The sequence below is a fragment of the Cobetia sp. MM1IDA2H-1 genome, from assembly GCF_002916775.2.
Classification (GTDB): domain Bacteria; phylum Pseudomonadota; class Gammaproteobacteria; order Pseudomonadales; family Halomonadaceae; genus Cobetia; species Cobetia marina.
Genome location: NZ_CM133225.1, coordinates 497,769 through 523,599, shown reverse-complemented (window position 1 = coordinate 523,599; position 25,831 = coordinate 497,769). Strand labels below are relative to the sequence as shown.

Here is a 25,831-nt window from a genome sequence, read left to right as displayed (position 1 = left end):
AATGCCGTATCACCTGCTGGCTGTCAGTGGGTAGAACATCTCAAGCCTGTGCATCAAGCTGCTTGATCACCTGGTTGGCCATCAAGGCAGGGTCGATGGTGGCACGCTTGCGAGCGCTGGCTTCAAGCCGGTCGCGCAGCATGAACCACACCCCGAGAAACTCGTCGCACTCGGCGCAGCTCACGATATCGTCATCTGCCGGGCTTTCTCCCAGATTGACGCGATTGCTGCCACAACGTGAACACTCCATGGGAACCTTGCGCACTGCGTTCATCTCGATGCCCTCCGCTGGATCCTTGATGAAAACTCTCACGGCCTTCCTCAATAGATTCGACCGTGACCTGCCAGATCTCGAGCAAGGAAAGGACGAGGGCTTGAAAAGCACGCTGCGGATCTCCATTCCCTCTCTTGGCGAGGCGTTCATCGTTGGCCTCGCTGCGCTCTGACACCCTCAAAGTTAGACACTTGAAAACTGCTGTACAAGTTTTTCTGAGTATCAAAACGTATCTGTATAGCTAACGTACACCCTGAACTTCCCCTCTTGAACTGCGATTACGCAGCGTTGATCCCCCTGCAGATGTCGATCTCACCACTGACGATCGTCACGCCCCGACCGTAACACTTCGCTACAAATTCAGTGATCGTGCAATGAAAACTGCAGGTACAGTGCGGCATTCTCCTCCGCCAGCACGGATGACAGCGCGGTTGGCCGTCGATATTCACTGATGGACACCTCCATGCCTTGCCCTCCTGTTCTGCCGGCAGACCGCCGTAGCCCCGCCAGATGCCGGCATCTCGCTGGCCGAAAAGTGCACCTGATTCGTGACGAGCGCATGAACTACCGTACAAGTTTTTCCGCTCCCCCCCTTGAAACTTGATCGCGTCATCTGAATCTTAGGAAGCATGGCTGCACGAGATGGCAGCCCGACATCGTCCATGTCCTGATTGGCCCACCACTGCAGCACGCCACGCAGTCGCCGGCGAATTACATCAGGGCAGACGGCAATGAAGAATCGACACGCAAGGAGTACGGCATGAGCAAGATGAACCGCAAACAGATTCTGGGTGCGATCACCGCGACCACTCTGCTGACCACCTCCGGCCTGGCCATGGCCAATCCGCAGGGACTCTACTCCGCTGATGAACTGATGGATGCTGACGTCTATCTGCAGAACGACGACCAGCAAGTCGTGGGTGAAGTGGAAGATGTGCTGCTCGACGACAACATGCAGGTCGCCGCGCTGGTGGTCGAGAGTGATGAAGTGCTGGGCCTTGATGATCAGCAGTACGTGGTCGAGACCGGCAAGTTCACGCTGGAAACCCGTCAGGGTGACGACATCGACAATCTCGAATATCGCATTCATGTGAACATGGATGAGGCTCAGCTCAAGGAACAGCCGCAGTACACCACCGACTGGTGGCAGGACACTCGCAAGAGCGCGGCCGCTGCCTGGGATGAGACCAAGGACACTGCTGCCAGCGCCTGGCAGGACACTCGTCAGGCAACCGCCAATGCCCTGACCTCGGCAGGCAACGCGATCAGCGGTGCCGCCAATGACGCCCAGGATGAGATGGCAGACGAAACTCAGTGATCACCACTGACACCGAAGCATCTTGCGCCATTCTCGTGGCAGTGACATGAAGGATTCGTCGCCGCCCGCAAGGCAGTGACATCAGAGCAGTCCTTTATGACGTTCGAGCCGACGCCCCGTCGCCACCTGGCACGGGGCGTTCTGGTATCTGGCGGTGCGAAGGCGAGCCGGAACGACTGACGTGCTGATGCAAGCCCATGCAACCGAGATCCCCGCCAGCGAAAGGCGAAGAGCCACGGAGGAGAGCCGAAAGCGGAAAACCATCGATCTGGCGAAACGGGCAGGCACAAAAAAAGCCGCCGATGGCGACCTGGCAGGCGCTACAGAAAAGCGCCTCGGGATGGTGGGCCCAGCAGGACTTGAACCTGCGACCAATCGATTATGAGTCGAGTGCTCTAACCAACTGAGCTATGGGCCCGGACAGCGCCGCTATGATAGCGAAAGCCAAAGCGTCAGGAAAGCCCGAAAACTCAACAACATAGACCTCGCTGGACACGAGCCGCCGTCACCGCCTCCGATCAGCCCCATCCCGCCTGCCACCCTGTCACGAACCCTTGCGCCACTGGCGTGTCCAATGCCTCAATGCGCCGCACAGAGCTCACCTTTCGTAGCGCCCAGCCATCAGGAGTCACCATGTCATTTCCCTTTCTTCGCTGGACCTCTTCCTTCCACAAGCGCCTTCGCGCCCCTATCAAGGCCCTCGCCCTGGCCGTTGCCATGAGTGGTATCGGCATCAGCGTGCCCAGCCAGGCAGCCTGGCAGCTGATCCCGGATGCCAGTGGCGCCACCGCCACGCTGACCGAACAGAAGGCGCAGGGTAATGTCGAGCACGTCCACCACCTGCGTGGGTTGAGCGGCACCGTCGGTGATGACGGCAAGATGAGCATTCCGCTCAGTGTCGGTCAGACCGACCCGCTGGACAAGGTCGGCGAGCTGCCGCCGTGGCTGTCAGGCGTCAGTCAGATGCGTCTCGCCACCCTGACGCTGAATCTGGACCCCGTGGCTCTGGCAGCGCTGGAGACAGGCAGGACGACACGCATGCAGGTGCCCTTCACGGCCACCGATGGCAACCGCACTCACCGCGATACCCTGCCCCTGAACGTGACCCGCGAGAGTGCCGACCGCCTGAGCTTCGCCAACGCCGAGCCCATGGCGCTGGACAGCGCGGAAGTCGCCAAGAACCAGGTCGGCAGTACCCTGCTTGGCCTGCTGGGCTATGGCAATCTGGTCGGCGATATTCCCATCACGCTGCAGGGCGAGATGCAGGACCGCTGATCCCCCGCCGGCGCCATCCTCCGTCGAGACGCCCCTCTGCCAAGGACCGCACTCTGACAAAGCCCGCCCTCTGACAAAGACCGCCCTTCGGGGCGGTCTTTGCATGTCTGAGCGCCACCGGAAGCCCCGCCAGGCTACGTGCACGGCCCACTGACATCAGATAACAAAAATAATTCTCATTCATGGTTCAGAAATGCCAACCCTGTACGTCTTCCCTCAGGAGAGAACGACAAACAAGAAGCATTCGCAAAAACATCATTCAGGATGGAACATCGTCACTCATGAAAGACTCCGCCACGCGACACCCGCATCAATCCCCATTGCTTTCACTGCCACGGCACCCGCTGGCACTGGCGATTGCCCTGAGCCTACCCTTCACCGGGCAGGCCGTGGCGGCCGACCATCGGGATGCTCAGGACGAGCAGCTGGATACCATGACGGTCACCACCACGGCGGCTACCAAGACGCAGACCGGTTACCTGGAAACTCCCCAGGCTGTCTCTACCATCACCCGTGATGACATCGACAAGCGCGCCGCCGAGACGGTACAGCGTGCCGCGGACTACACGCCGGGCGTGTTCACCAATCAGATCGGTGCTTCCAACCGCTATGACTATCTGGTCCTGCGCGGCTTCTCCGATGGCAGTGTCAGCAACACCTTCCTGGATGGTCTGAAGCTGATGGGTGACTCGGGCTCCTACAGCTCGATGACCATCGACCCCTACTTCCTCGACAGCATCGAAGTCGTCAAGGGGCCGTCCTCCGTCCTCTACGGCCGCTCCTCGCCGGGCGGTCTGGTCGCGATGCAGTCCAAGCGCCCCGAGTTCCAGGACTCCGGCCAGGTGCGCTTCACCGTCGGTGACGACAACGAGCGCAGCGCGGCCTTCGATCTCACCGGCCCGCTGGATGACGAGAAGCGCATCGCCTATCGCCTGACCGGCCTTGCCAGCGCCGAAGACACCCAGGTCGATTCCGTCAGCGAAGAGCGTTATGCCTTCTCGCCGCAGATCACCATGGATGTCACCGACGACACCACCGTCACCCTGATGGGCTACTTCCAGAAGGACCCGGAAGGCGGCTACCACTCAGGCCTCCCCTACGAGGGCACGGTGGTGAGCCACGACGGCATCAAGCTCGGCAACGACTTCTACGAAGGCGACGAGGACTACGAGGAATTCGATCGCACCGAACGCATGCTCGGCTATGACTTCGAGCATCGCTTCAATGACGATGTCACCGCGCGCCAGAAATTCCGCTACCTGCGTTCCGACGTGGATCTCGAGCAGGTCTACGCCTATGGCTGGGCCTCGGATACCGAGCTGACCCGCTACTACTCCGGTGGCGAGGAAAGCCTGCGTGCCTGGACGGTCGACAACCAGCTGGAGACCCGCTTCTCCACCGGCGACATCGATCACACCCTGCTGTTCGGCGCCGATTATCAGACCCGCACCAACGACGTGGACTGGGAATACGGGACCGCCAGCTCGCTGGACGTCACCAGCAGCAGCGATGCCGATGTCTCCATCTATGCCACCGAGAACCAGAAGCGTGAACTGGATCAGACCGGTGTCTACCTGCAGGATCAGCTCAGCTGGGGCCGCTGGAACCTGGCCGCCGGCCTGCGCCAGGACTGGGTCAACATCAAGAATACTGATCGCGACTACAACACCACCAGTGAGCTGAACGACAACGAGATGAGCGGCCGTATCGGCCTGATCTACGGCTTCGACAACGGCATCTCGCCCTACGTCAGCTACTCCACGTCCTTCTCGCCGAACTCCTACACCGACGAGGATGGCGACCTGCTCGACCCGACCACCGGCAAGCAGGTGGAAGTCGGCATGAAGTACCAGCCCAACGGCACGCGTGATCAGTACAGCGTATCGCTGTTCCGCATCAATCAGGAAAACGTCGCCTCCAAGGACCCGGAAGACAGCTACTACACGTCCTACGGCGAGATCGAGTCCCAGGGCCTGGAGCTGGAAGCCCGCACCCAGCTGACCCGCGACTTCGCGCTGCAGGCCGGTTACAGCTACACCGACGTGACCTATGCCAAGGCGGAAGATGGCACCGAAGGCAACGATGCCAATCAGGTGCCGAAGCACCAGGTCAGCGTCTGGGGTGACTACGCCTTCAACGAGGGCCCTCTGACCGGCCTGAATGCCGGCCTCGGCGTGCGTTACTACGCCGACATGTGGGCGGATTCCGAGAACACCGAGAAGGTCCCGAACTACGCACTCGTCGATGCCCTGGTCGGCTACGACCTGAGCCAGGTCGGCTGGAGCGGCACCAGCGTGCAGCTCAACGTCAGCAACCTGTTCGACAAGGAATACATCGCGTCCTGCTACAGCACCAGCTTCTGCTACTACGGTGCCGAGCGCAGCGTGACCGCGACACTGACCTATGATTTCTGATTCCGACACGTCCGCCGTCCGTCGATTCTGAATCGACCCGCATGACCCGCCGGCGGCAAGGATGTCGCCGGCACCATCGCCCTGAACCACTCATCATCTGATACCTCTGGCGTGTGCCGCACATGACATCGAGATTGCCCGACACAGGGGCGCTCGGTGACGACTCACTCTCTGCCGATGCCCACGGCAGGCGTGACTGACCGCGCCAACCGCTTTGCCAACAGCTTCACCAACAACTCCACCAACAACAACGACCGCATCACGCGGCACTTGATGAATGTCCTGACTGGTCCTCGCACCTGTGCCACCTGCCCTGGCTGGCTGCGAGTCTCTTCCAAGTCTTTATCTGCGAACATTCGCATAAGGTTATGTAATGCACAGCCTTCATGATTCCGCCGCCACCTATGGCGCGGCTGCAGGATCCCCCGCGTCTGCTCCCCAGGCCGCTGCCGCCGCGAGCTCCCTGTCCCGCTCGCCCAGCGCCGCCCTGTTCTCACCTGCCAACATGGATGCCTGGCAGGCCGGCATGCAACGCATCAGCAGTCTGGTCGCCGAACAGCTCGAGAACGTTCAGCAACCCTTCAGCGGTATCACCCCGGAAGCCCTGCGCCCGGCCTTTGCCGAGCTGGATCTCGAGACGCCCCTCGAGAATCTGGAAGCGGGCCTGGAGGAGCTCCAGTCGCTCTACCTGAAGGATGCCGTCTATTTCCATCACCCGCGCTACATCGCACACCTCAACTGCCCGGTCGTGCTGCCGGGTGTCTGGGCGGAAAGCCTGCTCGGCGCGATCAATTCCTCACTCGACACCTGGGATCAGAGCGCCGGCGGCACCCTGATCGAGCAGCGCCTGATCGACTGGACCACCGAACGACTGGGCCTGGGTCCGACCGCGGACGGCATCTTCACCAGCGGCGGCACCCAATCCAACCTGATGGCGCTGCTGCTGGCGCGTGACGCGGTCTGCGAGAAGCTGCCCAACCACCCCGGCAACCAGACCCACGGCCTGCCGCCGGAAGCCGGGCGCCTGCGCGTCTTCGCCTCCGGCATCAGCCATTTCAGCCTGCAGAAGGCCTGTGCCCTGCTCGGCCTCGGCCACAACGCCGTCATCCCCGTCGCCGTGGATGAGCGTCGCCGCATGGACCCGATAGCCCTGCGTGAGGCGCTGGACAAGGCGCGCGCAGAAGGCCTGATTCCGATGGCCGTGGTCGGGACCGCCGGTACCACCGACTTCGGCAGCATCGACCCGCTGCAGGCCATCGGCCGTGAATGTCATGCACGTGGCATCTGGTTCCACGTCGATGGCGCCTACGGCGGCGGTCTGATCACCTCGCGTCGTCACGGTCACTGGCTCAAGGGCGTCGAGATGGCGGACTCCGTCACCATCGATTACCACAAGACCTTCTTCCAGCCGGTCAGCTGCAGCGCCTGCGTGGTGCGTGATCGCACCCAGCTGCGCCACGTCACCTATCACGCCGACTACCTCAACCCGGAACTCCAGGCCCGCGAGGGCACGCCGGATCAGGTCAACAAGAGCCTGCAGACCACGCGCCGCTTCGATGCGCTCAAGCTGTGGCTGACGCTGCGCCTGATGGGCGCCGATGCCCTCGGCGACATGCTCGATTGCGTGATCGACCTCACTCGCGAGGGCCATCAGCTGCTCGCGGCGGCACCGGACATCGATGTCGTCCAGGCCCCGGAGCTCAGCACCCTGGTGTTCCGCTTCCATGACGCCAACGAAGACACCCTCAGCGATGCACAGTGGGACGCCCTGAATCGCGAGATCCGCAAGCGCCTGTCGCGCAGCGGGGAAGCCATCGTCGCCGCCACCAAGGTCTCCGGCCGTCAGTATCTGAAGTTCACGCTGCTCAACCCGGACACCACCCGCGACGACATCGCCGCGGTGGTCGAGCTGATCCGCCAGCATGGTCAGGCGCTGGTCAAGGCGCATCACCTCGCCGTCAGCACCACGGCCCAGGCAAGCCACGCCGCAGCACTGGCCGATGCCCCCGCCGCCAGCCGTCGCAGCCACACCACAGAAGCAAAGGAAAGCCGTCATGCATGACACCTCGACTCCTCACGTCACCGACACAGCTGAAACGCGCAATGAGGTGCTCGACTTCGTCGCCATCGGCATCGGCCCCTTCAACCTGAGCCTCGCCTGTCTGAGCGAGCCGCTGGAGGACGTGAACGGCGTCTTCCTGGAGCGCAAGGCCGAGTTCGACTGGCACCCGGGCATGCTGCTGGAAGACGCCAGCATGCAGACGCCCTTCATGGCGGACATGGTCTCGCTGGCCGACCCGACCAGCCACTTCAGCTTCCTCAATTACCTGAAGCTGCATGACAAGCTCTACAACTTCTACATCCGCGAAGACTTCTTCCTGCTGCGCCGCGAGTACAACCAGTACTGCCAGTGGGCGGCGCGCGAGCTGACCAGCCTGCGTTTCGATCACGAGGTCCAGGACATCCAGCATGTCGGCGACATCTATGTGGTGCGCGGCACTCGCCTCAGCACCGGCGAGGCCTTCGTCTATCGCGCACGCAAGCTGGTGCTGGGCACCGGCACCCAGCCATATCTGCCCGGCGCTGCCGATGCGGTACGCGGCGAGGTGCCGGTGGCGGGCAGCCGCGTGTGCCACAACGCCCACTACCTGGCGCGCAAGGACGAACTGACGTCCCAGCCGGCCATCACCATCATCGGCTCCGGCCAGAGCGCCGCCGAGATCTATCTCGACCTTCTGCGCGAGATCGACCAGCACAGCTACCAGCTCAACTGGATCACGCGCTCGCCGCGCTTCTTCCCGCTGGAGTACGGCAAGCTGACGCTGGAGATGACCTCGCCGGATTACATCGATTACTTCCACGCCCTGCCGCGTGAGCAGCGCAACACCCTGCTGGCGACCCAGAAGGGCCTCTACAAGGGCATCAATCTCGAGCTGATCGACGAGATCTACGACACCCTCTACGCCAAGCAACTGCAAGGCGTGGTGCCTACCACCCTGATGACCAATACCGAACTGAACTCGCTGAACAGGCAAGAGGCCGACGGCGAGTTCACGCTGGGGCTCTATCAGCGTGAACAGCAGCAGGCCTGGCGTCACGAGACCAGCGCCGTGGTGCTGGCCACCGGTTACCACTACGCGGCCCCGGCCTTCTTGAAGAGCATCGAGTCACGCATCCGTCGTGATGCCGAAGGCCGCTACGCCGTCGGACGCTTCTATGCCGTCGACGCGCAGAGCACGGCAGATGCCGAAGGCAATGAGGGCGATCAATCGCCCTTCGCCGGCGAGATCTTCGTCCAGAATGCCGAGCTGCATACCCACTCGCTGGCCGCGCCGGATCTGGGCATGGCCTGCTATCGCAACAGCTGCATCCTGCGCGCCATCACCGGCCGTGAGGTCTACACGATCGAGCGTCGCATCGCCTTCCAGAGCTTCGGTGCCCCCGGCAGCGGCAATGGCTTCACGCCGTTGCCAGCCGCACACCTGGCCTATGGCGAGACCGACCGGAAAGACAAAGCTGACAGTGCACGAGTCAGCAACGCCACTGAACACACCGAGCAAACTGTTGCACCGCAACACCGGGAGACCACCGCATGAACATGCCTGTCGACATCACCAGCGCCGCAAGCGCCGAACAGTCCAGCAGCGCGGCAAGTTCTCACAGTGCAGCGACACCGTCACAGCAGGTGTTCGGAACGACATCGCTCGCCGCGCCGGCACCGCTCAATCTGCTCAGCCCGGCACCGGGAACGCGCTTCACCCGCCGCGCGGTGGAGCTGGAGCAAGCCCAGGCGCGCCTGCGCAAGCCGCAGGATGACAGCACGCCGGAGCGCGCCGAATTCGCGCTGCGCCCGCTGGATCTCGCCGCCGACATGGCGATGGTGGATGAGTGGACCAGCGGCGAGCGCGCCAGCTTCTGGGGCATGAGTGATGACCTCATCACCACCAAGTACGACTTCTACCAGGGCCTGGAAGAGAGCAAGCACGCCCAGGGCTGGGTCGGTCTCTACAACGACCAGCCGGCGTTTCTGGTCGAGCTCTACGATCCGGCACACGACCCGCTCGGCAAGCACTACGCCGTGCAGCCAGGCGACTTCGGCATGCATTTCCTGGTCGCGCCGCGCAGCGATGACCAGGCCCCCATCAGCGGCTTCTCGCGGGCAGTGATCGAATCGATCATGGCGATGATCTTCGCCGGCCAGTTCCGTGACGAGCATGCCGCTGAAGGGAAAGATGCCGTACGTCCCGTCAGCCGCGTGGTGGTCGAACCGGACAGCCGCAACGAGCGCATCCATCCGCTCAATGCCGCCGTCGGCTTCGTCGATCACGGCCCGCTGGATCTCGACGGCAAGCCCGCGCGTCTGTGCTTCTGCACCCCGCAGGACTTCCGCGCCGCCCTGGCGAGCCGCAGCCCGCGACTGGATACCGCCATCACCGCCAATCCGGCGGCGGCCGGCCAGCATCTCACCGGGCCGGACTGGCAGCAGGCCAATCGCCTGCTGGTGCGCAAGGCACTGGCCGAATTCAGCCATGAGCGCCTGATCCACCCGCAGTGTGCCGACGAGACCAACGCCCGCATCACGGATGGCTGGCATCATTACCGCCTGTCGCTGTCTGCCCCGGCGAGCGACAAGGCCCCCGTCAGTCGTCGTGCGGTGGAATATCGCTTCGTGGCGCGCCGCTTCCAGCTCGATCACTGGTTGATCGACGCGGCCTCCCTCCAGCGTCTGGATGCCAATGGCGAGGCCCTGCCGCTGGATGCCCGCGAGCTGATTCTGGAGCTCAACGACGTGCTGGAGATTCCGCCGCGCCTGCTGCCGGTCTATCTCGAGGAAGTCAGCGCCACGCTCGCTTCCAGCGCCTGGAAGATGCAGCGCGCCGTGCGCGAGAATCAATCCGCCCGCGTGCTGGCCGGTGCCTCCTTCCAGACCCTGGAATCGGCGATGAGTGAAGGTCACCCGTGCTTTGTCGCCAACAATGGCCGCATGGGCTTCGATGCACTGGACTACCGCGCCTACGCGCCGGAGGCCGCCCAGCCCTTCGCGCTGGTGTGGATCGCCGTGCATCGCGACAACGCGCATTACTCCGGCGTGGATGGTCTCGATCCGCGCCGTCTGCTGGAAGAGGAACTGGGTCACGCCGAACTGGCCCGCCTGGAGCATCAGCTGACGGCCAAGGGCCTCGATGCCGCCGATTACCTGATGATGCCGGTGCACCCGTGGCAGTGGAATCACAAGCTGGCGATCACCTTCGCCGCCGAGATCTCAAGCCAGCGCATCGTGTGCCTGGGCCTTGGCGAGGACCGCTACCAGGCCCAGCAGTCGATCCGCACGCTCTACAACCGCAACCAGCCGGGCCGCCGCTACGTGAAGGTCGCGCTGTCGATCCTCAACATGGGCTTCATGCGCGGTCTGTCGCCCTATTACATGCGCGCCACGCCGGCCATCAACCAGTGGCTGCAGGGGCTGATCGACTCCGACCCGTCCTTCGAGACATGGGGCTTCCGCCTGCTGCGTGAAGTCGCTGCCATCGGCTATCGCGATGACGTGCTGGAAGATGCCGACCCGGCGGCCGTCGGCTATCGCAAGATGCTGGCCAGCCTGTGGCGCGAGAGCCCGGAAGACGTCAAGGACGAGGGCGAGCGCCTGATGACCATGGCCGCGCTGCTGCACGTCGACAACGACGAGAAGGCACTGCTGCCTGCGCTGATCGAGCGCTCCGGCATCGGCGCCGAAGCGTGGATCGACAAGTGGCTGACGGCCTACATGACGCCGCTGCTGCACTGCTACTTCAAGCATGATCTGGTGTTCATGCCCCACGGCGAGAACCTGATCATGCGCCTGCGCGATGGCGTGCCGTGTGGTGCACTGATGAAGGACATCGCCGAAGAGGCCGCGCTGTTCGCCACCGACGAGACCCGCGCCCTGGAGCTGCCGGAAGGAGTCGAGCGTCTGGTGGTCGAGGTGCCGGAACCGATCCGCATCCTGTCGCTGCTCACCGATATCTTCGACTGCATCTTCCGCTTCGCGGTACCGCTGCTGGTGCGCGAGCAGGTGATGACGGAAGACGCCTTCTGGTCACGCGTCGCGGCCTGCATCCATGACTACCAGGATGCGCACCCGGAGATGGCCGACAAGTTCGCGCGTCACGACCTGTTCGCGCCACGCTTCACGCTGTCGTGCCTCAACCGACTGCAGCTGCGCAACAACCAGCAGATGGTCGACCTCACCGACCCCTCCGGTGCCTTGCAACTCAAGGGAGAGCTGGACAACCCCATCGCCGCCTTCGCCCGCCACTGACGGCGTCGCGCCTCCCGGATCATGTGGCTGAACGTGATCCGGGAGGCCGGCCCCCTCCGCGCAAGTCCCGCCTTGCGCGTCTGACCGCCTCCGAATGCTTCGCAGGCGGTCAGACGCGTGCCTGCCAGACAGACATTGATAATGATTCGCAACACCAATATGATTGAGCGCCCCATCACGCCAATCCTCATTGCGAGCCGTGGATGTCCTCTTTCTTCTGCGCATTCCAAGCACTGACAGAAGCCCGCTCAGATGAGGGCGCTGACCTGCAGACGCAACGGCCCCCCTGCGATTCGCCGGCACGGGCTGCCTGCCCGGTGGCTGACGCCCGGACGGACACCAGCGCGGTGGCCGAGGATGAGCTGGCGTCGCTGGACGCACTGTTTGCCCGCTATCACCAGGAGCTGATCGGATTCCTGACCCGTCAGCTGGCCTCGCATGATCTGGCGGAAGACATGTGCCATGACGTCTATCTGCGCCTCAGGATGACAGGGGAGCCGCCGCGCAATCCGCGCGCCTGGCTGTATCGGATCGCACGCAATCTGATCATCGATCATCACCGCCACCAGTCGCGCGCCCCGGTCTTCGAGGAAATGGAGGACGACGACGAGCGTCTCTCGGCGACACGCCTGGACCCCGAGCGCTGTCTCGCGCGGCGCCAGAAGCTTCAGGTGATCCAGCAGGCGCTCGCCGAGCAGCCCCACCATCTTCGTCAGTCACTCCTCTGGTATCGACTGGAAGGCGTGACCAAGCGTGAGATCGGCGAGCGTCTGGGGGTCTCGGAGCGTATGGCAGGCCGCTATGTCCAGCAGGCGCAACGCCATTGTGCGGATCGACTGACGGCCGCCGGCTGCTTTCGCGGTGAGCGGGCCGACAACAGGACGCGCGCTGGCGACATCCCCGGGTCTTCATCATGATTTCCACCTTCAAGCACCGCCTCGAATGCGGCTGACGGACGCCTCAATGTTCACTCTCGACCAACTGCGCTTCACCCTCGGTCAGCGCTGTCTGCTGCAAGCCTCCGCGCTGGATTTCGCGCCGGGCAAGGTGCATGGCCTGATCGGTCACAACGGGTCCGGCAAGTCGACGCTGCTCAAGTTGCTGGCACGACAGATGCAGCCCACCAGCGGCCGACTGTCGCTGGATGCGCGTGCGCTCTCGGAATTCGGCAACCGTGAATTCGCCCGCGCCGTGGCCTATCTCCCCCAGCACCTGCCGGCCGCCGAAGCGCTGACCGGACGAGAGCTGGTCGCCTTCGGGCGCTATCCGTGGCACGGCCTGCTGGGGCGTCCCGGCGCCGAGGATGAGGCCGCCATCGAGCGCGCCATCGCACTGACCCACACCGAGGCCTTCGCCGACCAGCAGGTCGATACGCTCTCCGGCGGCGAGCGTCAGCGCGTGTGGCTGGCGATGCTGCTAGCCCAGGGCAGCCGCTATCTGCTGCTGGATGAACCGCTGGCGGCGCTGGATATCGCCCACCAGATCGAGGTGATGGAGCTGGTCTCGCATCTCAGCCACACCCTGGGACTGGGCATCATCATCGTGCTGCACGACATCAATCTGGCGGCGCGATATTGCGACCGTCTGGTAGCGCTCCACAGTGGCAAGGTGCTGGCCGAAGGCGCGCCCGATGAGATGATGAATCCCGCCACGCTCAAGGATATCTATGGCGTCGAGATGCAGGTGATCACCCCGGCGCATGGCCAGCAGCAGATCGCGGTGCCGGTATGAAGTGGCTGATGGCACTGATCGGCCTGAGCCTGCTGGCCGCGGGGTCCGCCAGCGCCGCCACGACGGGTGACGCCCATGAGGCACCAGCGGGCTTCGTCGATCGCCCCGTCGTGGCGCTGGACTGGACCCTGGCCGAGACCCTGACCGGACTCGGGGTGCGCGCTATGGGCGTGGGCCAGGTGGAGACCTACGCCAGCTGGGTGGCTCAACCGGCGCTGCCTCAAGGCACGCGGGATCTCGGTCTGCGCACCCAACCGAATCTGGAGCAGCTGGCCGCCCTCGCCCCCGATGACATCCTGATCAGCCCGATGCTCGCCAGCCTCACGCCACGCCTGTCGACCATCGCGCCGGTCACCAGTGTCGCCATCTATACCCCGGATGCCGACACCTGGCAGACGCTGGTCGCGGCGACCCGCCAGCTGGGCAAGCTGACGCAGCGCGAGCCACAGGCCGAGCAACTGATTCGCCAGAGCACGGCCCGACTGGCCGGCTACGCTGCCGCCTTGCGCCAGCAGAGCGCTCGCACTGGCCAGGCGCTGCGCCCCCTGCTGATGGTGCAGTTCATGGATGACCGCCATGTGCGCATCTTCGGTGACAACAGCCTGTTCCAGGCGGTGATCGAGCGCATGGGCATCGACAATGCCTGGCAAGGCGATACCAATGCCTGGGGCTTCGCCACCGTCAGTCTCGAGAAGCTGGTGACCCTCAAGGGCCGCATGGTGGTGGTGGACCCCCTGCCACCCGGCGGACGCGAGGCCCTGGCGCGCAATGGTCTGTGGCAGGCCATGCCCGGCGTGCGCGAGAACAGCGCTGCCTCGGCGCCGCTGTTCCTGCCGCCGGTATGGAGCTTCGGCGCCCTGCCCTCGGCCAATCGTTTCGCCGACCTGCTCGCCAGGCACCTGCTTGACGAGGATCTGCTTGACGAGGATCTGCTTGACGAGCATCTGTTCAACGACCACACGGACACGGCGCTCGACGGCGAGCCGGCACCTGAGAGAGAGATCACCGATGGCCACCCCTGAGCAGGTCATGAGAGAGCGTTCCTCTTCCGCCCCCAGTCCCCTTCGGCTCACTCCCGGCAGAGCCTGCAGTCTGCTCACGCTGGCCCTGCTGGTGCTGGGCAGCCTCGCCCTCAACCGTGACGGCCTGAGCCTGATGCAGGGCCTGACCGCACTGTGGGCATCCCCCGATGTCACGAATGCCGCCAGTCTCGGCCAGGCAGACAGTGCCCTGCTCTCCGCGCAGCTGGTGGCCCATGTCAGCTGGTGGCCACGGCTGATCTGCGCGCTGCTGGCCGGGGCTGCGCTGGGCATGGCGGGGGTGCTGATGCAGCAGGTGCTGCGCAACCCGCTGGCCGCGCCCACTACCCTCGGGGTCGCCAGTGGCGCGAGTCTGGCGATGATGCTGGCGACGCTGTTCGCCCCGGCGCTGATGGCCGGCACGGGTCTTGGAGGTGACGGCTTCCAGCTCGGCCGAGAATGGGTCGCGCTGGCCGGTGGCCTGGCCGCCATGGGGCTGGTATTCGCGCTGGCCTGGGCGCGTGGCATGTCGCCGACCGTGGTGGTGCTGGCGGGTCTGGTGGTCAACCTCTACATCGGCGCGCTGGGCATGGTGCTGTTGCTGTTCCATCAGGAAGCCCTGCACGGCACCCTGGTATGGGGCGCAGGCTCGCTGGCGCAGAACGGCTGGGACGGCGTGACCACGCTGATCACCCGTCTGCTGCCGGGCATGCTGCTGGCACTGGTGCTGATGCGCCCGCTGGCGGTGCTGGATCTCGACGAGGCCAATGCCAGAAGCCTGGGCGTCTCGCTGCGCAAGCTGCGTCTGATGAGCCTGGGGCTGGCGGTATTCCTGAGCGCCTGCGTGGTCAGCGTGCTGGGCATCATCGGCTTCATCGGCCTGGCCGCGCCGGCCTGCGTGCGTCTGATGGGCGCACGCCGCCTGGGTCAGCGCCTGCTGTGGGCACCGCTGTTCGGGGCACTGCTGCTGGCGGTGACGGACCTGGTGGTCGCCAGTCTCGATGGCCTGCTGCCCAACCTGATTCCCACCGGCGCGATGACGGCGGCCCTCGGCGCGCCGCTGCTGCTGTGGCTGATTCCGCGCCTGAAGATGGCGCAGGGAGCAGGCCCCGCCAGTCATCACGGCATGTCACTGACGCATCGTCATCCCCGTCCCGACCGCCTGCTGGGCTGGCTGCTGGCCGGGGTCATCATCGCCCTGCTGCTGGCGCTTCTCGTCGGCAATGGCGTCGATGGCTGGACGCTTGGCGGTGACATGCTCCAACAGTTGCTGTCAGGCCAGACCAGCGTACTGGACTTCCGTCTGCCACGCGTGCTGGCGGCGGCAGGTGCCGGCGTGCTGCTGGCCCTCGCCGGGACCCTGTTGCAGCGCCTGACCAGCAACCCGATGGCCAGCCCCGAGATTCTCGGCATCAGCGGCGGCACCGCCATCGCGTTGATGCTGACACTGCTGCTGGTGCCGGAACCGGGCCAGCTGACCCTGCTGGGCGCGGGCGTCTGCGGGGCACTGGCCTGTCTGGCGCTGCTGGTGGCGCTCAATCATCGCAGCGGTTTCATCCCCGAACGCGTGCTGCTGTGCGGGGTGGCGATCACGGCGCTCTACGATGCGGTGCGCGGCATCATCCTCGCCGATGGGGACCCGCGCGGTCAGCAGATCCTGGCCTGGCTGTCCGGCTCCACCTACTACGTGGGCCTCTCCGCGGCGGTCGGCGTGCTCGCGCTGGCGATCATCGCGGTGCTGCTGGTGCGTCCGCTGGCGCGCTGGCTGGATATCCTGCCGCTGGGCACGGCGAGCGCCAGTGCGCTGGGCATCGGCGTGACCCGTGCCCGCCCGGTGCTGCTGGGTGCGGTGGCGGTGCTCACCGCGCTGGCGACCCTGATCGTCGGCCCGCTGTCCTTCGTCGGCCTGCTGGCCCCGCATCTGGCGCGTCTGCTGGGGCTGAGCCGCGCGCGAGATCACATGCTCGGCGCGGTGCTGTGCGGGGCGCTGCTGATGGTGCTGGCGGACTGGCTGGGCCGCCAGCTGCTCTCGCCCTACGAGATCCCCGCCGGCCTGATGGCCTCGCTGATCGGCGGCAGCTACTTCCTGTGGAGCCTGCGCAAGTCGGGCTGAGTCGCTCTCGTTGAGAGGCCTCACCGCCAGAAGACACGACGCCAGAAGACACGACGCCAGAAGACACGAAGCCCGCGACCTCCTGATCGCGGGCTTCGTGTTTCAGCGTTTCTCTTTTCGCAATCTGCACTCAGTTGCCGAACACCACCGTGCGCCTGTCATGCAGGAAGACGCGGCGCTCGAGGTGATAACGCACGCCACGCGACAGGGTCAGGCACTCGATATCACGGCCCTTGGCGATCAGGTCTTCCGGATAATGGGCGTGATCCACCGTCTCGACGCCCTGGGTGATGATCGGGCCTTCATCGAGATCATCGTTGATGTAGTGCGCGGTGGCACCGACCAGCTTGACGCCCTTCTCGTAGGCCTGGTGATAGGGGCGCGCGCCCTTGAAGCCCGGCAGCAGCGAGTGGTGGATATTGATCGCCCGCCCCGAGAGCTTCTCGCACATGTCACTCGACAGCACCTGCATGTAGCGCGCCAGAATCACCAGCTCGGCATCGGTGTCCTGCACGATCTGCCACACCTGCGCTTCCTGCTCGGCCTTGGTCTCGGCGGTGATCGGCAGGTGGTGATAGGGCAGGCCATGCCACTCGGCCAGCGGCGCCATGTCCGGGTGGTTGGAGATGACGGCGGTGATGTCCATCGGCAGCTGGCCGATGCGATGCCGATAGAGCAGGTCGTTCAGGCAGTGGTCCGAGCGCGAGACCATGATGACCACCTTCATGCGCTCCTCCGGCGCACTCAGGCTGACGTCCATCTCGAAGTCGGCGGCACGCGTGCCCAGGCCCTGCTCGAAACCGGCGGCGTCAAAGCTGTCACTGAGTGCGCCGGTCTCGGTCTGCGGACGGAATTCGGCCCGGATGAAGAAGCGTCCCGACAGGCGGTCATCGAAGGAATTGAGCTCGGTGATATAGCAGCCCTGCTCGCGCAGGTAGCGTGTCACGACGTCCACCGTGCCGATACGGCTGGGACATTGGGCGGTCAGAATCCAGGTATCACGCATACATAGGTGCCTGTCATGTAAGGATTATTCATTGTTGGAAGCTGCAACGTCAGGGTTGCATCCGGGGCCCTGCGCGACAAACCAATATTATTGAGGCGGGCTTCAGTATTTCTGAAGCCCGCCTCCTGGCTCGGGCAAGGCCCCTGGCAGTTGATTCAGATCATGGCGTGCGCCTGCGACAGAGCTCTCTCCAGACGCAGACCTCTCTCCAGACGCAGATCTCAGGCCTTGATGCAGACCCCGAATTCCTCGCTGGCATCCAGCAGCCAGCGGCCGAGGTAATCGGCGAAGCTTCTGCGCACCACCAGCTCGAATTCGCTCTCGCTGACGCGGCGCAGCACCAGCGTCGCCTTGGCGAACACCGCCGGTACGCCCCGCCCGACCGGGAAGGCTCGCGGGTGCACATCGGTAGGCGTCGACTTCATCAGCACCTGACGCGCCTGGTCGCCACTCAGCGAGATGACAGTCTGGCCACCGCTGACGTTGACCACCTGATAGCGCCCCGAAAGCCGCTCATGCAGCGCCTTCTCGACAGCGAAGGCTTCCTCGCCGGGCACCAGGATCAGCCACTCATCCGGTGACAGCCACTGGATCGAGCGACCGCCCTCATTCTGGTGGAGGGTCGCCGGGGTCAACGGCAGCGCCAGACCCACCGCCGCCTCGACACCCTCGGCGAAGCCCGGCTGCGCGGGATCACCGCGCAGCGTCAGATGACCGAGAAACGCCTTCTCCTGCAGCACGACGCCGGCATCACCGTCATCGCGGGCCGTGAACAGATGCGCCAGCGGCGAACGGGCGCTCTGGGCGTGAACTTCAGGCGTCGGGCGCTGGTCGATCACCGACGTCTGAGAACTTGTCATGTCCTGCGGCTGCGCATCGACGGTGGCACCCGCTTGCGGGTCGAGTGTGGTGGCATCAGACATGCTGGCGCTCCCCTTTCTTGTCGTAGAACACCGGTGAGGTGATTTCGGCTTCCAGCGTCGTGCCATCGGCCTGCGGCAGGAATACCGTCTCGCCGATGCGCTTGGCACCGCCCTTGACCACCGCCAGCGCGAAGCCATGTCCCAGCGTCGGGCTGTAGTAGCTGGAGGTCACGTGGCCGACCATCGGCATCGGGATGGCGTGCTCCGGGTCGAAGACGATCTGCGAGCCTTCCGGCAGCACGATGCGCTCATCGCCGGCCTTCTTGCGCGTCGGAATCAGGCCGACCATCTGCTTGCGGTCGTCGCGGCGGGTATCCGGACGCGACAGCGCACGCTTGCCGATCCAGGAATACGGCTTGTTATAGCCGACACACCACTGCATGCCGAGGTCTTCCGGGGTGATCGAGCCATCGGTGTCCTGACCGACGATGATGAAGCCCTTCTCGGCGCGCAGCACGTGCATGGTCTCGGTGCCGTAGGGCGTGAGGCCGTACTTCTTGCCGCACTCGAACAGACGCTTCCAGACATGCAGCCCGTAGTTGGCCGGCACGTTGAGCTCGTAGGACAGCTCGCCGGTGAAGGAGATGCGGAAGATGCGCCCGGGAATGTCGGCGATCAGCCCTTCACGCACTTCCATGAACTTGAAGCTGTCACGGTCGAGGTCGATATCGGTCAGCTCGCCGACCAGCGCACGCGCCTCGGGGCCGGTGACGGTCAGGGTCGCCCAGTGATCGGTGACGCTGGTCATCTGCACGTCCAGCTCCGGCCATTCGGTCTGGTGCCACAGTTCCAGCCACTCAAGGATCGAGGCCGCGCCACCGGTGGTAGTGGTCATCAGGAAGTGGTCTTCGGCCAGACAGGTGGTGACACCGTCGTCCATCACCATGCCGTCGTCGTGACACATCAGGCCGTAGCGCGCCTTGCCGACGCCCAGCTTGGCCCAGGCGTTGGTGTAGATGCGGTTGAGGAATTCGCGCGCATCGCGACCGGTGATGTCGATCTTGCCCAGGGTCGAGGCATCCAGCACGCCGACCTTCTCGCGCACCGCCAGACACTCGCGCTCGACGGCGGCATGCATGTCCTCACTGCCCTGCGGGTAGTACCAGGGGCGCTTCCACTGGCCGACATCCTCGAACTTGGCGCCTTGCGCCACGTGCCATTCGTGCATCGCGGTGTAGCGGATCGGGTCGAACAGCTCGCCGCAGTGACGGCCGACGATGGCGCCGAAGGTCACCGGTGTGTAGTTGGGGCGGAACACGGTGGTGCCGGTGTCGGGGATGGTCTGCCCCAGACAGCGCGCGGCGACCGCCATGCCGTTGATGTTGCCCAGCTTGCCCTGGTCGGTGCCGAAGCCCATCGCGGTGTAGCGCTTGACGTGCTCGATGGACTCGAAGCCTTCGCGGGTGGCTAGCTCGATCCCGGCGGCAGTGACGTCGTTCTGCAGATCGACGAACTGCTTGGGTGCGCGTGCGGTGGGCTTGTCATGCGGCACCTGATAGAGCGGCAGCATCGGGGATTCCGCAAGCTCGGACACCGCTGGCACCTCGGCCTGGGCGATCTCGAACTCGCAGGCTTCCACCGCGGCGACACCGCTGGCATAGGCCGCGACCAGCGCATCTTCCAGCGCGAAGCTGCCATTGGCGGCGCCGCAGGCATCGAAGCCCTTGAGCATCGGTGCGCCCAGCGCCGGCAGGAAGCCGTGGATCTCATCACTCCATACCGGACGCGCGCCGGTGTGCGCCGCCAGGTGAACCACCGGGCTGTAGCCGCCGGAGCTGGCGATGGTGTCGCAGGCGAGCTCTTCCACTTCACCGGTGACAGTAAATCCATCGATATCGATGGCCGCGATGCGCGCGCCTGTCACGCGGCGCTCACCCTTGGCCTCGATCACGGCGGAGCCGGCGATGATGCGGATGCCGGCGGCACGCGCCGCCTCGACCATCACGCCGGCAGGGGCCGGACGCGCATCGGCGATCGCGACCACCTCACGACCGGCCGCCTTCCATGCCAGCGCCGCGCGATAGGCATGGTCGTTGTTGACCGACAGCACCAGCTTGTTGCCGGCGGCGACGCCGTAACGGGTCAGATAGGTGGTGACGGCACCGGCCAGCAGGTTGCCCGGCACATCGTTGTGGCTGTAGACCAGCGGCCGCTCGTGGGCACCGGTGGCCATGATGACGCGGTGGGCGCGCACACGATGCAGGCGTGAACGTGCCTGCTGGGCGCCACGGGCATTGCGCGGTGCGAGATCGGCCTTATGCTCGGTGCGGCGCTCGTGCAGCGTCACGAAGTTGTGATCGTGATAGCCGTTGGCGGTGGTGCGCGGCAGCAACTGCACATCCTCACAGGCCGCAAGCTCCGCCAGCACGCTGTCACGCCATTCGATGGCGGGCTTGCCGTCCAGGGTCTGATCGAGACAGTCCGCCGACATGGAGAGCAGCGAGCCACCCAGCTCTTCCTGCTCGTCACACAGGATGACGCGCGCGCCACTGCGGGCCGCGACCAGCGCCGCCATCAGGCCCGACGGGCCGGAGCCGATCACCAGCACATCGGTGTGCTGATGCAGGTGATCATAGATGTCCGGGTCCTCCTCGAGCGGAGAACGCCCGAGACCGGCGGCCTTGCGGATGTACTTCTCATACGTCATCCACAGCGAGGCCGGCGCCATGAAGGTCTTGTAGTAGAAGCCCGGCGGCATGAACTTGCCGCCCAGCTTGCCGACCTGCGGCAGGAAACGGCTCATCAGGTCCTTCTGGGCCTTGACCCAGCCGCTGACGGCGTGGGCTTCCAGGCCGTCGTAAAGCGCCTGCTGGGTGGCACGCACGTTGGGCACCTGGCCCGCTTCGGTGCTGCCCAGCTGCAGGATGGCGTTGGGCTCTTCGGCACCGGCGGCGACCAGGCCCCGCGGACGCGCATACTTGAAGCTGGCGTTGAGCACATCGAGGCCGTTGGCCATCAGCGCCGAGGCGAGGGTATCGCCTGCCAGGCCCTGATAGCGCTTGCCATTGAAGGTGAAGGTCAGCGGCGTGGCGCGATCGATGCGTCCACCCGAGGCGAGACGGCGCGGGGCAGCGGCGGTCTGGTGGTCTTGCTGGCTCATGCGCTCACCCCCTTGGCTTGCGTGGTCGGATCGGCTTTCGTCTCACCGGTGATGGTGGGCTGCTCGCCCATGCGATAGGTCTCGAGAATCTCGTAGGTCACGGTGTGGCGGGTGATGTTGAAATACTTGCGACAGCCCACGGCGTGGATCCACAGCTCGTGATGAACGCCACGCGGGTTGTTGCGGAAGAACAGATAATCCCCCCACTCGGCATCGGAGCAGGCTTCGGGGTCCTTCGGGCGCTCGATATGCGCCTGGCCCTTGACGTGGAATTCCTCTTCCTCGCGCAGCTCGCCGCAGTAGGGACAGAAGATATGCATCATGGTCGGTCGTCTCCTGACGGCAGGTTCAGTGCGCGACGCCGGCGGCGCCATGTTCGTCGATCAGCTTGCCCGTGTTGAAACGGTCATAGGAGAAGGGTTCTGCCAGCGGATGGGTGCGCCCCTTGGCCAGCGTCCAGGCAAAGACGTTGCCGGAACCCGGCGTGGCCTTGAAGCCACCGGTGCCCCAACCGCAGTTGAAATAGAGCCCCTTCACGGGCGTCTTGGAAATGATCGGGCAGGCGTCCGGACAGGTGTCGACGATGCCGCCCCACTGACGGTTCATGCGCACCCGCGAGAAGATCGGGAACATCTCGACGATGGCCTGCAGGGTGTGCTCGATGGTCGGGTAGCTGCCACGCTGGCCGTAGCCCACGTAGCCGTCGATGCCGGCCCCGATGACCAGGTCACCCTTGTCGGACTGGCTGACATAGCCGTGGACGTGGTTGGACATCACCACGGTGTCGAGAATCGGCTTGAGCGGCTCGGAGACCAGTGCCTGCAGCGGGTGGGATTCCAGCGGCAGACGGAAGCCGGCCTTCTCGGCCATCACCCCGGAGTTGCCGGCGGTGACCACGCCGACACGCTTGGCACCGATGAAGCCGCGCGAGGTTTCCACCCCGACGATGGCGCCATCCTGCTTGCGGAACCCGGTGACCTCGGTCTGCTGGATCAGGTCGACGCCGAGGCTATCGGCACCGCGCGCGAAGCCCCAGGCCACGGCGTCGTGACGCGCCACGCCACCGCGCGGCTGCCAGGAGGCACCGAGAATCGGATAGCGTGCGCGGCTGGAGCAGTCCATCGCCGGTACCAGTTCCTGCACCTGCTGGGTGTCCAGCACCTCACCGTCGATGCCCTGCAGACGGTTGGCGTTCACGCGGCGCTGGATGTCACGCATGTCCTGCAGGGTGTGGCCCAGGTTGAGCACGCCACGCTGGGAGAACATCACGTTGTAGTTCAGGTCCTGGGACAGACCTTCCCACAGCTTCATGGAGTGCTCGTAGAGCGCCGCCGCCTCGTCCCACAGATAGTTGGAGCGCACCAGGGTGGTGTTGCGCGCGGTGTTGCCACCGCCCAGCCAGCCCTTCTCGATCACCGCGACATTGGTGATGCCGTGTTCCTTGGCCAGGTAGTAGGCCGTGGCCAGTCCATGCCCGCCGCCACCGACGATGATGACGTCGTATTCCTTCTTGGGTTCTGGGCTACGCCAGACCTTCTGCCAGTTCTCATGGTGGCTGAGCGCATGCTTGACCAGCCCGAATCCCGAGTAACGCTGCATTTGCCACCCTCCTCACATCTTTGCCACCGCAAGCGCTGTCCGGTGCTCTCGCCCGAGTGATGTCTGTTGTTGTCACCCGAGTGATGTCTCTGCGCTTGCGGCATGTGTCGTGGTTATCGTTGTCTCTCGCCAGCGCCCTGTTCAGGCAATCTCGGCGGTATCAGTGATGCTGGCGGAGGCGTAGACCGGGAAGCGTGCACAGACTTCCTCGACCTTGCCGCGCACTTCAGCCTCGACCTTGTCGCTCTCGCCGCTGGACAGCGCGTCGAGCAGGTCGCAGATCCAGCCAGCCAGCGCCTCGCATTCCGCTTCGCCGAAGCCGCGCGTGGTGGCGGCCGGTGTGCCGATGCGCAGACCGGAGGTCACGAAGGGACTCTGCGGATCATTCGGCACGCTGTTCTTGTTGACGGTGATGTGGGCGCGACCCAGAGAGGCATCCGCGTCCTTGCCGGTCACGCCCTGACGGATCAGCGAGACGAGGAACAGGTGGTCATCGGTGCCGCCGGAGACGACGTCATAGCCGCGTTCCATGAAGACGTGAGCCATCACGCGAGCATTGGCGATCACGCGCGCCTGATAGCTGACGAAATCCTGGCTCATCGCCTCCTTGAAGGCCGCGGCCTTGGCAGCGATGACATGCATCAGCGGGCCACCCTGCTGGCCCGGGAAGACGGCACCATTGAGCTTCTTGTACAGTGCCTCGTCGCCGGTGGCGGAGAGAATCAGGCCGCCACGCGGGCCGCGCAGGGTCTTGTGCGTGGTGGTGGTGACGACATGGGCGTGGGGGATCGGGCTCGGGTAGTGACCCGCCGCGACCAGACCGGCCACGTGGGCCATGTCGACCATCAGCCAGGCACCGATCTCGTCGGCGATGTCGCGGAAGCGACGCCAGTTGACCACGCGGGAGTAGGCGGAGAAGCCGGCGATGATCATCTTCGGCTTGTGCTCGCGCGCCAGACGCTCCATCTCCTCGTAGTCCAGCTCGCCGCTTTCGGTCAGGCCGTACTGGATGGCGTTGTAGTGCTTGCCGGAGAAGTTGGGGGCGGCGCCGTGGGTCAGGTGACCGCCATGCGCCAGGCTCATGCCGAGAATGGTGTCGCCCGGCGAGACCAGCGCCATGAACACGGCGGCATTGGCCTGGGCACCGGAGTGCGGCTGCACGTTGGCGTAGTCACAGCCGAACAGCGCACAGGCACGTTCGATGGCCAGTGTCTCGACCTTGTCGACGAATTCGCAGCCACCGTAGTAGCGCTTGCCCGGATACCCTTCGGCGTACTTGTTGGTCAGCTGGCTGCCCTGGGCTTCCATCACCAGCGGGCTTGCATAGTTCTCGGAAGCGATCAGCTCGATATGCGCTTCCTGACGCGCTGTCTCTTCGAGGATGGCCTCGGCCAGAGCGGGATCGAGTCTGGCCAGTCGGTCATCACGGGTGTAGCCATGTTGCTGAGACATTGCGCGCCTCCGGTAAGCGGATCGTTGTTGTTGGAATGGTTCGATGAAGGGTGATCAGTGATCGTCTGTTCGCTCAAATCCTGTCGAGTCAGCCGGCGCCAAGGCCTTGAGTGGCTGTCTTGACCCGATACTAGCCCTGCCCCCCTGCGGCAAACTGCTTGTCAGCGTCACCCCGCAGCGCGAATGCGACATCGGCAGGCAAAAGCGACATCTCGACGGCCCGCACAGAGCTGCTGCGAATAGTGGCTGCCCGCCACTGGCGCTACACCGAAGCCCCTGCGGGCAGGTATGCTAGACACCGATATCGTGCGATCAGGCGCCGGATGACGACTGATCCATGCAAGCGCGCGCCTGAGGAAGGGAGTTGAGAATATGCTGATGGAATTGCTGGCGGTGATGGCACCGGTACTGTGTGGCGCCGCCATCGGCTTCTTCTGGGTCAGGCTGGGCAACGACTACCCGATGGCCTTCGTCACCCGGCTGGTGCTCTACATCGGCACGCCGGCGCTGATCCTCAATGCGCTGGGCAGCGCCGAGATCGACAACTCGAGCTTTTTACGCACGGGCCTGGCGACGCTGTCCGTGATGGCCCTGCTGCTGGCGCTGAGCTGGCCCTTCGCGCGCCTGATCGGCAAGCCCTGGAAGGTCGCGGTGGCGCCGTTGCTGTTCTCCAACGTCGGCAACATGGGCCTGCCCGTCTCGCTCTACGCCTTCGGTCAGGCCGGCTTCGCCTACGCCATCACCATCATGGTCACCATGTCGCTTTTGCAGTTCACCCTCGGTGCCTGGCTTGCCAGCACCAGCGGCAACCCGCTGCGCAGCGTGGTGCGCTCGCCGACCATCTGGGCCAGCATCGTCGCCACCCTCATGCTGCTCTGTGATGTGCACATGCCGCGCTTCGTCGCCAACAGCCTGGAGCTGATCTCCGGCTTCACCGTGCCGCTGATGCTGATCACCCTTGGTGTGTCGCTGGCCAGCATTCGCGTCAAGAATCTGGCGGCGGGCGTGGGCTTCAGTGTCCTGCGCATTCCCTTTGCCGCCCTGTGTGCCTGGGGGATCGGTACCCTGCTGGACCTGCCCCCGCTGGCACTGCACGTGTTGACCATGCAGATGGCCATGCCGGTGGCTGTCTACAATTACATGTTCGCCCAGAAGGCCGGGCGTGAGCCGGAGTACGTGGCCACGCTGGTGTTCTGCTCGACGCTCGCCGCCTTCCTCTATCTGCCCATGCTGCTGGCGGCGATGGGGGCGACACTGGGCTGACCCGATGGAAGCCGCCCGAGCCTTCCCGCAGTGAATGACAGGCACA

19 protein-coding genes and 1 tRNA gene are annotated in these 25,831 nt (G+C 64.7%); 12 read left to right on the top strand and 8 right to left on the bottom strand.

What is annotated here, in order from left to right:
- Positions 1–40: 40 nt before the first annotated feature.
- Complete coding sequence (locus tag BOH68_RS02320; RefSeq protein ID WP_065392415.1) at positions 41–274, bottom strand: hypothetical protein; 234 nt, start codon at positions 272–274, stop codon at positions 41–43.
- A gap of 25 nt (positions 275–299) precedes the next feature.
- Between BOH68_RS02320 and BOH68_RS02315 the strand changes: the two genes are divergently transcribed.
- Both BOH68_RS02315 and BOH68_RS02310 read left to right on the top strand, forming a co-directional pair.
- Entirely contained in the window at positions 300–446 is a 147-nt protein-coding gene (locus BOH68_RS02315) for a hypothetical protein (RefSeq protein ID WP_157109499.1), read from the top strand.
- Positions 447–1,034: 588 nt separating this feature from the next.
- Positions 1,035–1,592 (top strand): PRC-barrel domain-containing protein, encoded by a 558-nt coding sequence (locus BOH68_RS02310; protein WP_065392634.1) that lies wholly within the window; start codon positions 1,035–1,037, stop codon positions 1,590–1,592.
- Between the two features lie 341 nt (positions 1,593–1,933).
- On the opposite strand, the gene BOH68_RS02305 is transcribed toward BOH68_RS02310, so the two are convergent.
- Positions 1,934–2,010: transfer RNA gene (locus BOH68_RS02305), tRNA-Ile, on the bottom strand.
- A gap of 215 nt (positions 2,011–2,225) precedes the next feature.
- Here BOH68_RS02305 and BOH68_RS02300 point away from each other — a divergent pair.
- The 9 genes from BOH68_RS02300 (at position 2,226) to fhuB (ending at position 16,442) form a co-directional block, all read left to right on the top strand.
- Positions 2,226–2,867: a hypothetical protein gene (locus BOH68_RS02300; protein WP_077379155.1), complete on the top strand. Its 642-nt coding sequence runs from the start codon at positions 2,226–2,228 to the stop codon at positions 2,865–2,867.
- A gap of 281 nt (positions 2,868–3,148) precedes the next feature.
- Entirely contained in the window at positions 3,149–5,281 is a 2,133-nt protein-coding gene (locus BOH68_RS02295; protein WP_077379153.1) for a TonB-dependent siderophore receptor, read from the top strand.
- A 373-nt stretch (positions 5,282–5,654) separates the two neighbouring features.
- Positions 5,655–7,343 carry a pyridoxal phosphate-dependent decarboxylase family protein gene (locus tag BOH68_RS02290; protein WP_077379149.1) on the top strand — a complete coding sequence of 563 codons (1,689 nt, stop codon included), beginning with the start codon at positions 5,655–5,657 and terminating at the stop codon, positions 7,341–7,343.
- A complete protein-coding gene (locus tag BOH68_RS02285; RefSeq protein WP_077379147.1) occupies positions 7,336–8,877 on the top strand; it encodes a lysine N(6)-hydroxylase/L-ornithine N(5)-oxygenase family protein in 1,542 nt (513 codons plus the stop codon). Before BOH68_RS02290 ends, BOH68_RS02285 begins: the two co-directional genes overlap by 8 nt.
- Positions 8,874–11,579, top strand: coding sequence for a GNAT family N-acetyltransferase (locus BOH68_RS02280; protein WP_219815852.1), 2,706 nt, complete (start codon positions 8,874–8,876; stop codon positions 11,577–11,579). The genes BOH68_RS02285 and BOH68_RS02280 overlap by 4 nt, the downstream gene beginning before the upstream one ends.
- A gap of 317 nt (positions 11,580–11,896) precedes the next feature.
- Entirely contained in the window at positions 11,897–12,496 is a 600-nt protein-coding gene (locus BOH68_RS02275) for an RNA polymerase sigma factor (RefSeq protein ID WP_240499599.1), read from the top strand.
- Between the two features lie 46 nt (positions 12,497–12,542).
- Positions 12,543–13,310 carry an ABC transporter ATP-binding protein gene (locus BOH68_RS02270; RefSeq protein WP_077379143.1) on the top strand — a complete coding sequence of 256 codons (768 nt, stop codon included), beginning with the start codon at positions 12,543–12,545 and terminating at the stop codon, positions 13,308–13,310.
- A complete protein-coding gene (locus tag BOH68_RS02265; protein ID WP_103751476.1) occupies positions 13,307–14,332 on the top strand; it encodes an ABC transporter substrate-binding protein in 1,026 nt (341 codons plus the stop codon). Before BOH68_RS02270 ends, BOH68_RS02265 begins: the two co-directional genes overlap by 4 nt.
- Positions 14,333–14,339: 7 nt before the next feature.
- The gene (gene fhuB, locus BOH68_RS02260) at positions 14,340–16,442 is read left to right on the top strand and encodes a Fe(3+)-hydroxamate ABC transporter permease FhuB (RefSeq protein ID WP_077379388.1); all 2,103 of its coding nucleotides are present in this window, start codon (positions 14,340–14,342) and stop codon (positions 16,440–16,442) included.
- 130 nt (positions 16,443–16,572) lie between these two features.
- On the opposite strand, the gene purU is transcribed toward fhuB, so the two are convergent.
- The 6 genes from purU to glyA all read right to left on the bottom strand — a co-directional run bounded on the left by purU (position 16,573) and on the right by glyA (position 24,522).
- Positions 16,573–17,448 (bottom strand): formyltetrahydrofolate deformylase, encoded by an 876-nt coding sequence (gene purU, locus BOH68_RS02255; RefSeq protein WP_077379141.1) that lies wholly within the window; start codon positions 17,446–17,448, stop codon positions 16,573–16,575.
- Positions 17,449–17,669: 221 nt separating this feature from the next.
- Positions 17,670–18,371, bottom strand: a complete 702-nt coding sequence (locus tag BOH68_RS02250) for a sarcosine oxidase subunit gamma (RefSeq protein WP_258038351.1) — start codon at positions 18,369–18,371, stop codon at positions 17,670–17,672.
- A complete protein-coding gene (locus BOH68_RS02245) occupies positions 18,364–21,471 on the bottom strand; it encodes a sarcosine oxidase subunit alpha family protein (RefSeq protein WP_077379139.1) in 3,108 nt (1,035 codons plus the stop codon). The genes BOH68_RS02250 and BOH68_RS02245 overlap by 8 nt, the downstream gene beginning before the upstream one ends.
- A complete protein-coding gene (locus BOH68_RS02240) occupies positions 21,468–21,794 on the bottom strand; it encodes a sarcosine oxidase subunit delta (protein WP_043333138.1) in 327 nt (108 codons plus the stop codon). Before BOH68_RS02240 ends, BOH68_RS02245 begins: the two co-directional genes overlap by 4 nt.
- 25 nt (positions 21,795–21,819) lie before the next feature.
- The gene (locus BOH68_RS02235) at positions 21,820–23,070 is read right to left on the bottom strand and encodes a sarcosine oxidase subunit beta family protein (protein WP_077379137.1); all 1,251 of its coding nucleotides are present in this window, start codon (positions 23,068–23,070) and stop codon (positions 21,820–21,822) included.
- 141 nt (positions 23,071–23,211) lie between these two features.
- The gene (gene glyA, locus BOH68_RS02230; protein WP_077379135.1) at positions 23,212–24,522 is read right to left on the bottom strand and encodes a serine hydroxymethyltransferase; all 1,311 of its coding nucleotides are present in this window, start codon (positions 24,520–24,522) and stop codon (positions 23,212–23,214) included.
- Between the two features lie 372 nt (positions 24,523–24,894).
- Here glyA and BOH68_RS02225 point away from each other — a divergent pair, with 372 nt between their 5' ends.
- Complete coding sequence (locus BOH68_RS02225; protein WP_054555340.1) at positions 24,895–25,785, top strand: AEC family transporter; 891 nt, start codon at positions 24,895–24,897, stop codon at positions 25,783–25,785.
- Positions 25,786–25,831 lie beyond the last annotated feature (46 nt).

Bases quoted from the DNA above. Each gene is read 5' to 3' on its own strand.
- BOH68_RS02320 (WP_065392415.1), bottom strand. From the start codon at position 274: ATGAACGCAGTGCGCAAGGTTCCCATGGAGTGTTCACGTTGTGGCAGC.
- BOH68_RS02315 (WP_157109499.1), top strand. From the start codon at position 300: ATGAAAACTCTCACGGCCTTCCTCAATAGATTCGACCGTGACCTGCCA.
- BOH68_RS02310 (WP_065392634.1), top strand. From the start codon at position 1,035: ATGAGCAAGATGAACCGCAAACAGATTCTGGGTGCGATCACCGCGACC.
- BOH68_RS02300 (WP_077379155.1), top strand. From the start codon at position 2,226: ATGTCATTTCCCTTTCTTCGCTGGACCTCTTCCTTCCACAAGCGCCTT.
- BOH68_RS02295 (WP_077379153.1), top strand. From the start codon at position 3,149: ATGAAAGACTCCGCCACGCGACACCCGCATCAATCCCCATTGCTTTCA.
- BOH68_RS02290 (WP_077379149.1), top strand. From the start codon at position 5,655: ATGCACAGCCTTCATGATTCCGCCGCCACCTATGGCGCGGCTGCAGGA.
- BOH68_RS02285 (WP_077379147.1), top strand. From the start codon at position 7,336: ATGCATGACACCTCGACTCCTCACGTCACCGACACAGCTGAAACGCGC.
- BOH68_RS02280 (WP_219815852.1), top strand. From the start codon at position 8,874: ATGAACATGCCTGTCGACATCACCAGCGCCGCAAGCGCCGAACAGTCC.
- BOH68_RS02270 (WP_077379143.1), top strand. From the start codon at position 12,543: ATGTTCACTCTCGACCAACTGCGCTTCACCCTCGGTCAGCGCTGTCTG.
- BOH68_RS02265 (WP_103751476.1), top strand. From the start codon at position 13,307: ATGAAGTGGCTGATGGCACTGATCGGCCTGAGCCTGCTGGCCGCGGGG.
- fhuB (WP_077379388.1), top strand. From the start codon at position 14,340: ATGAGAGAGCGTTCCTCTTCCGCCCCCAGTCCCCTTCGGCTCACTCCC.
- purU (WP_077379141.1), bottom strand. From the start codon at position 17,448: ATGCGTGATACCTGGATTCTGACCGCCCAATGTCCCAGCCGTATCGGC.
- BOH68_RS02250 (WP_258038351.1), bottom strand. From the start codon at position 18,371: ATGTCTGATGCCACCACACTCGACCCGCAAGCGGGTGCCACCGTCGAT.
- BOH68_RS02245 (WP_077379139.1), bottom strand. From the start codon at position 21,471: ATGAGCCAGCAAGACCACCAGACCGCCGCTGCCCCGCGCCGTCTCGCC.
- BOH68_RS02240 (WP_043333138.1), bottom strand. From the start codon at position 21,794: ATGATGCATATCTTCTGTCCCTACTGCGGCGAGCTGCGCGAGGAAGAG.
- BOH68_RS02235 (WP_077379137.1), bottom strand. From the start codon at position 23,070: ATGCAGCGTTACTCGGGATTCGGGCTGGTCAAGCATGCGCTCAGCCAC.
- glyA (WP_077379135.1), bottom strand. From the start codon at position 24,522: ATGTCTCAGCAACATGGCTACACCCGTGATGACCGACTGGCCAGACTC.
- BOH68_RS02225 (WP_054555340.1), top strand. From the start codon at position 24,895: ATGCTGATGGAATTGCTGGCGGTGATGGCACCGGTACTGTGTGGCGCC.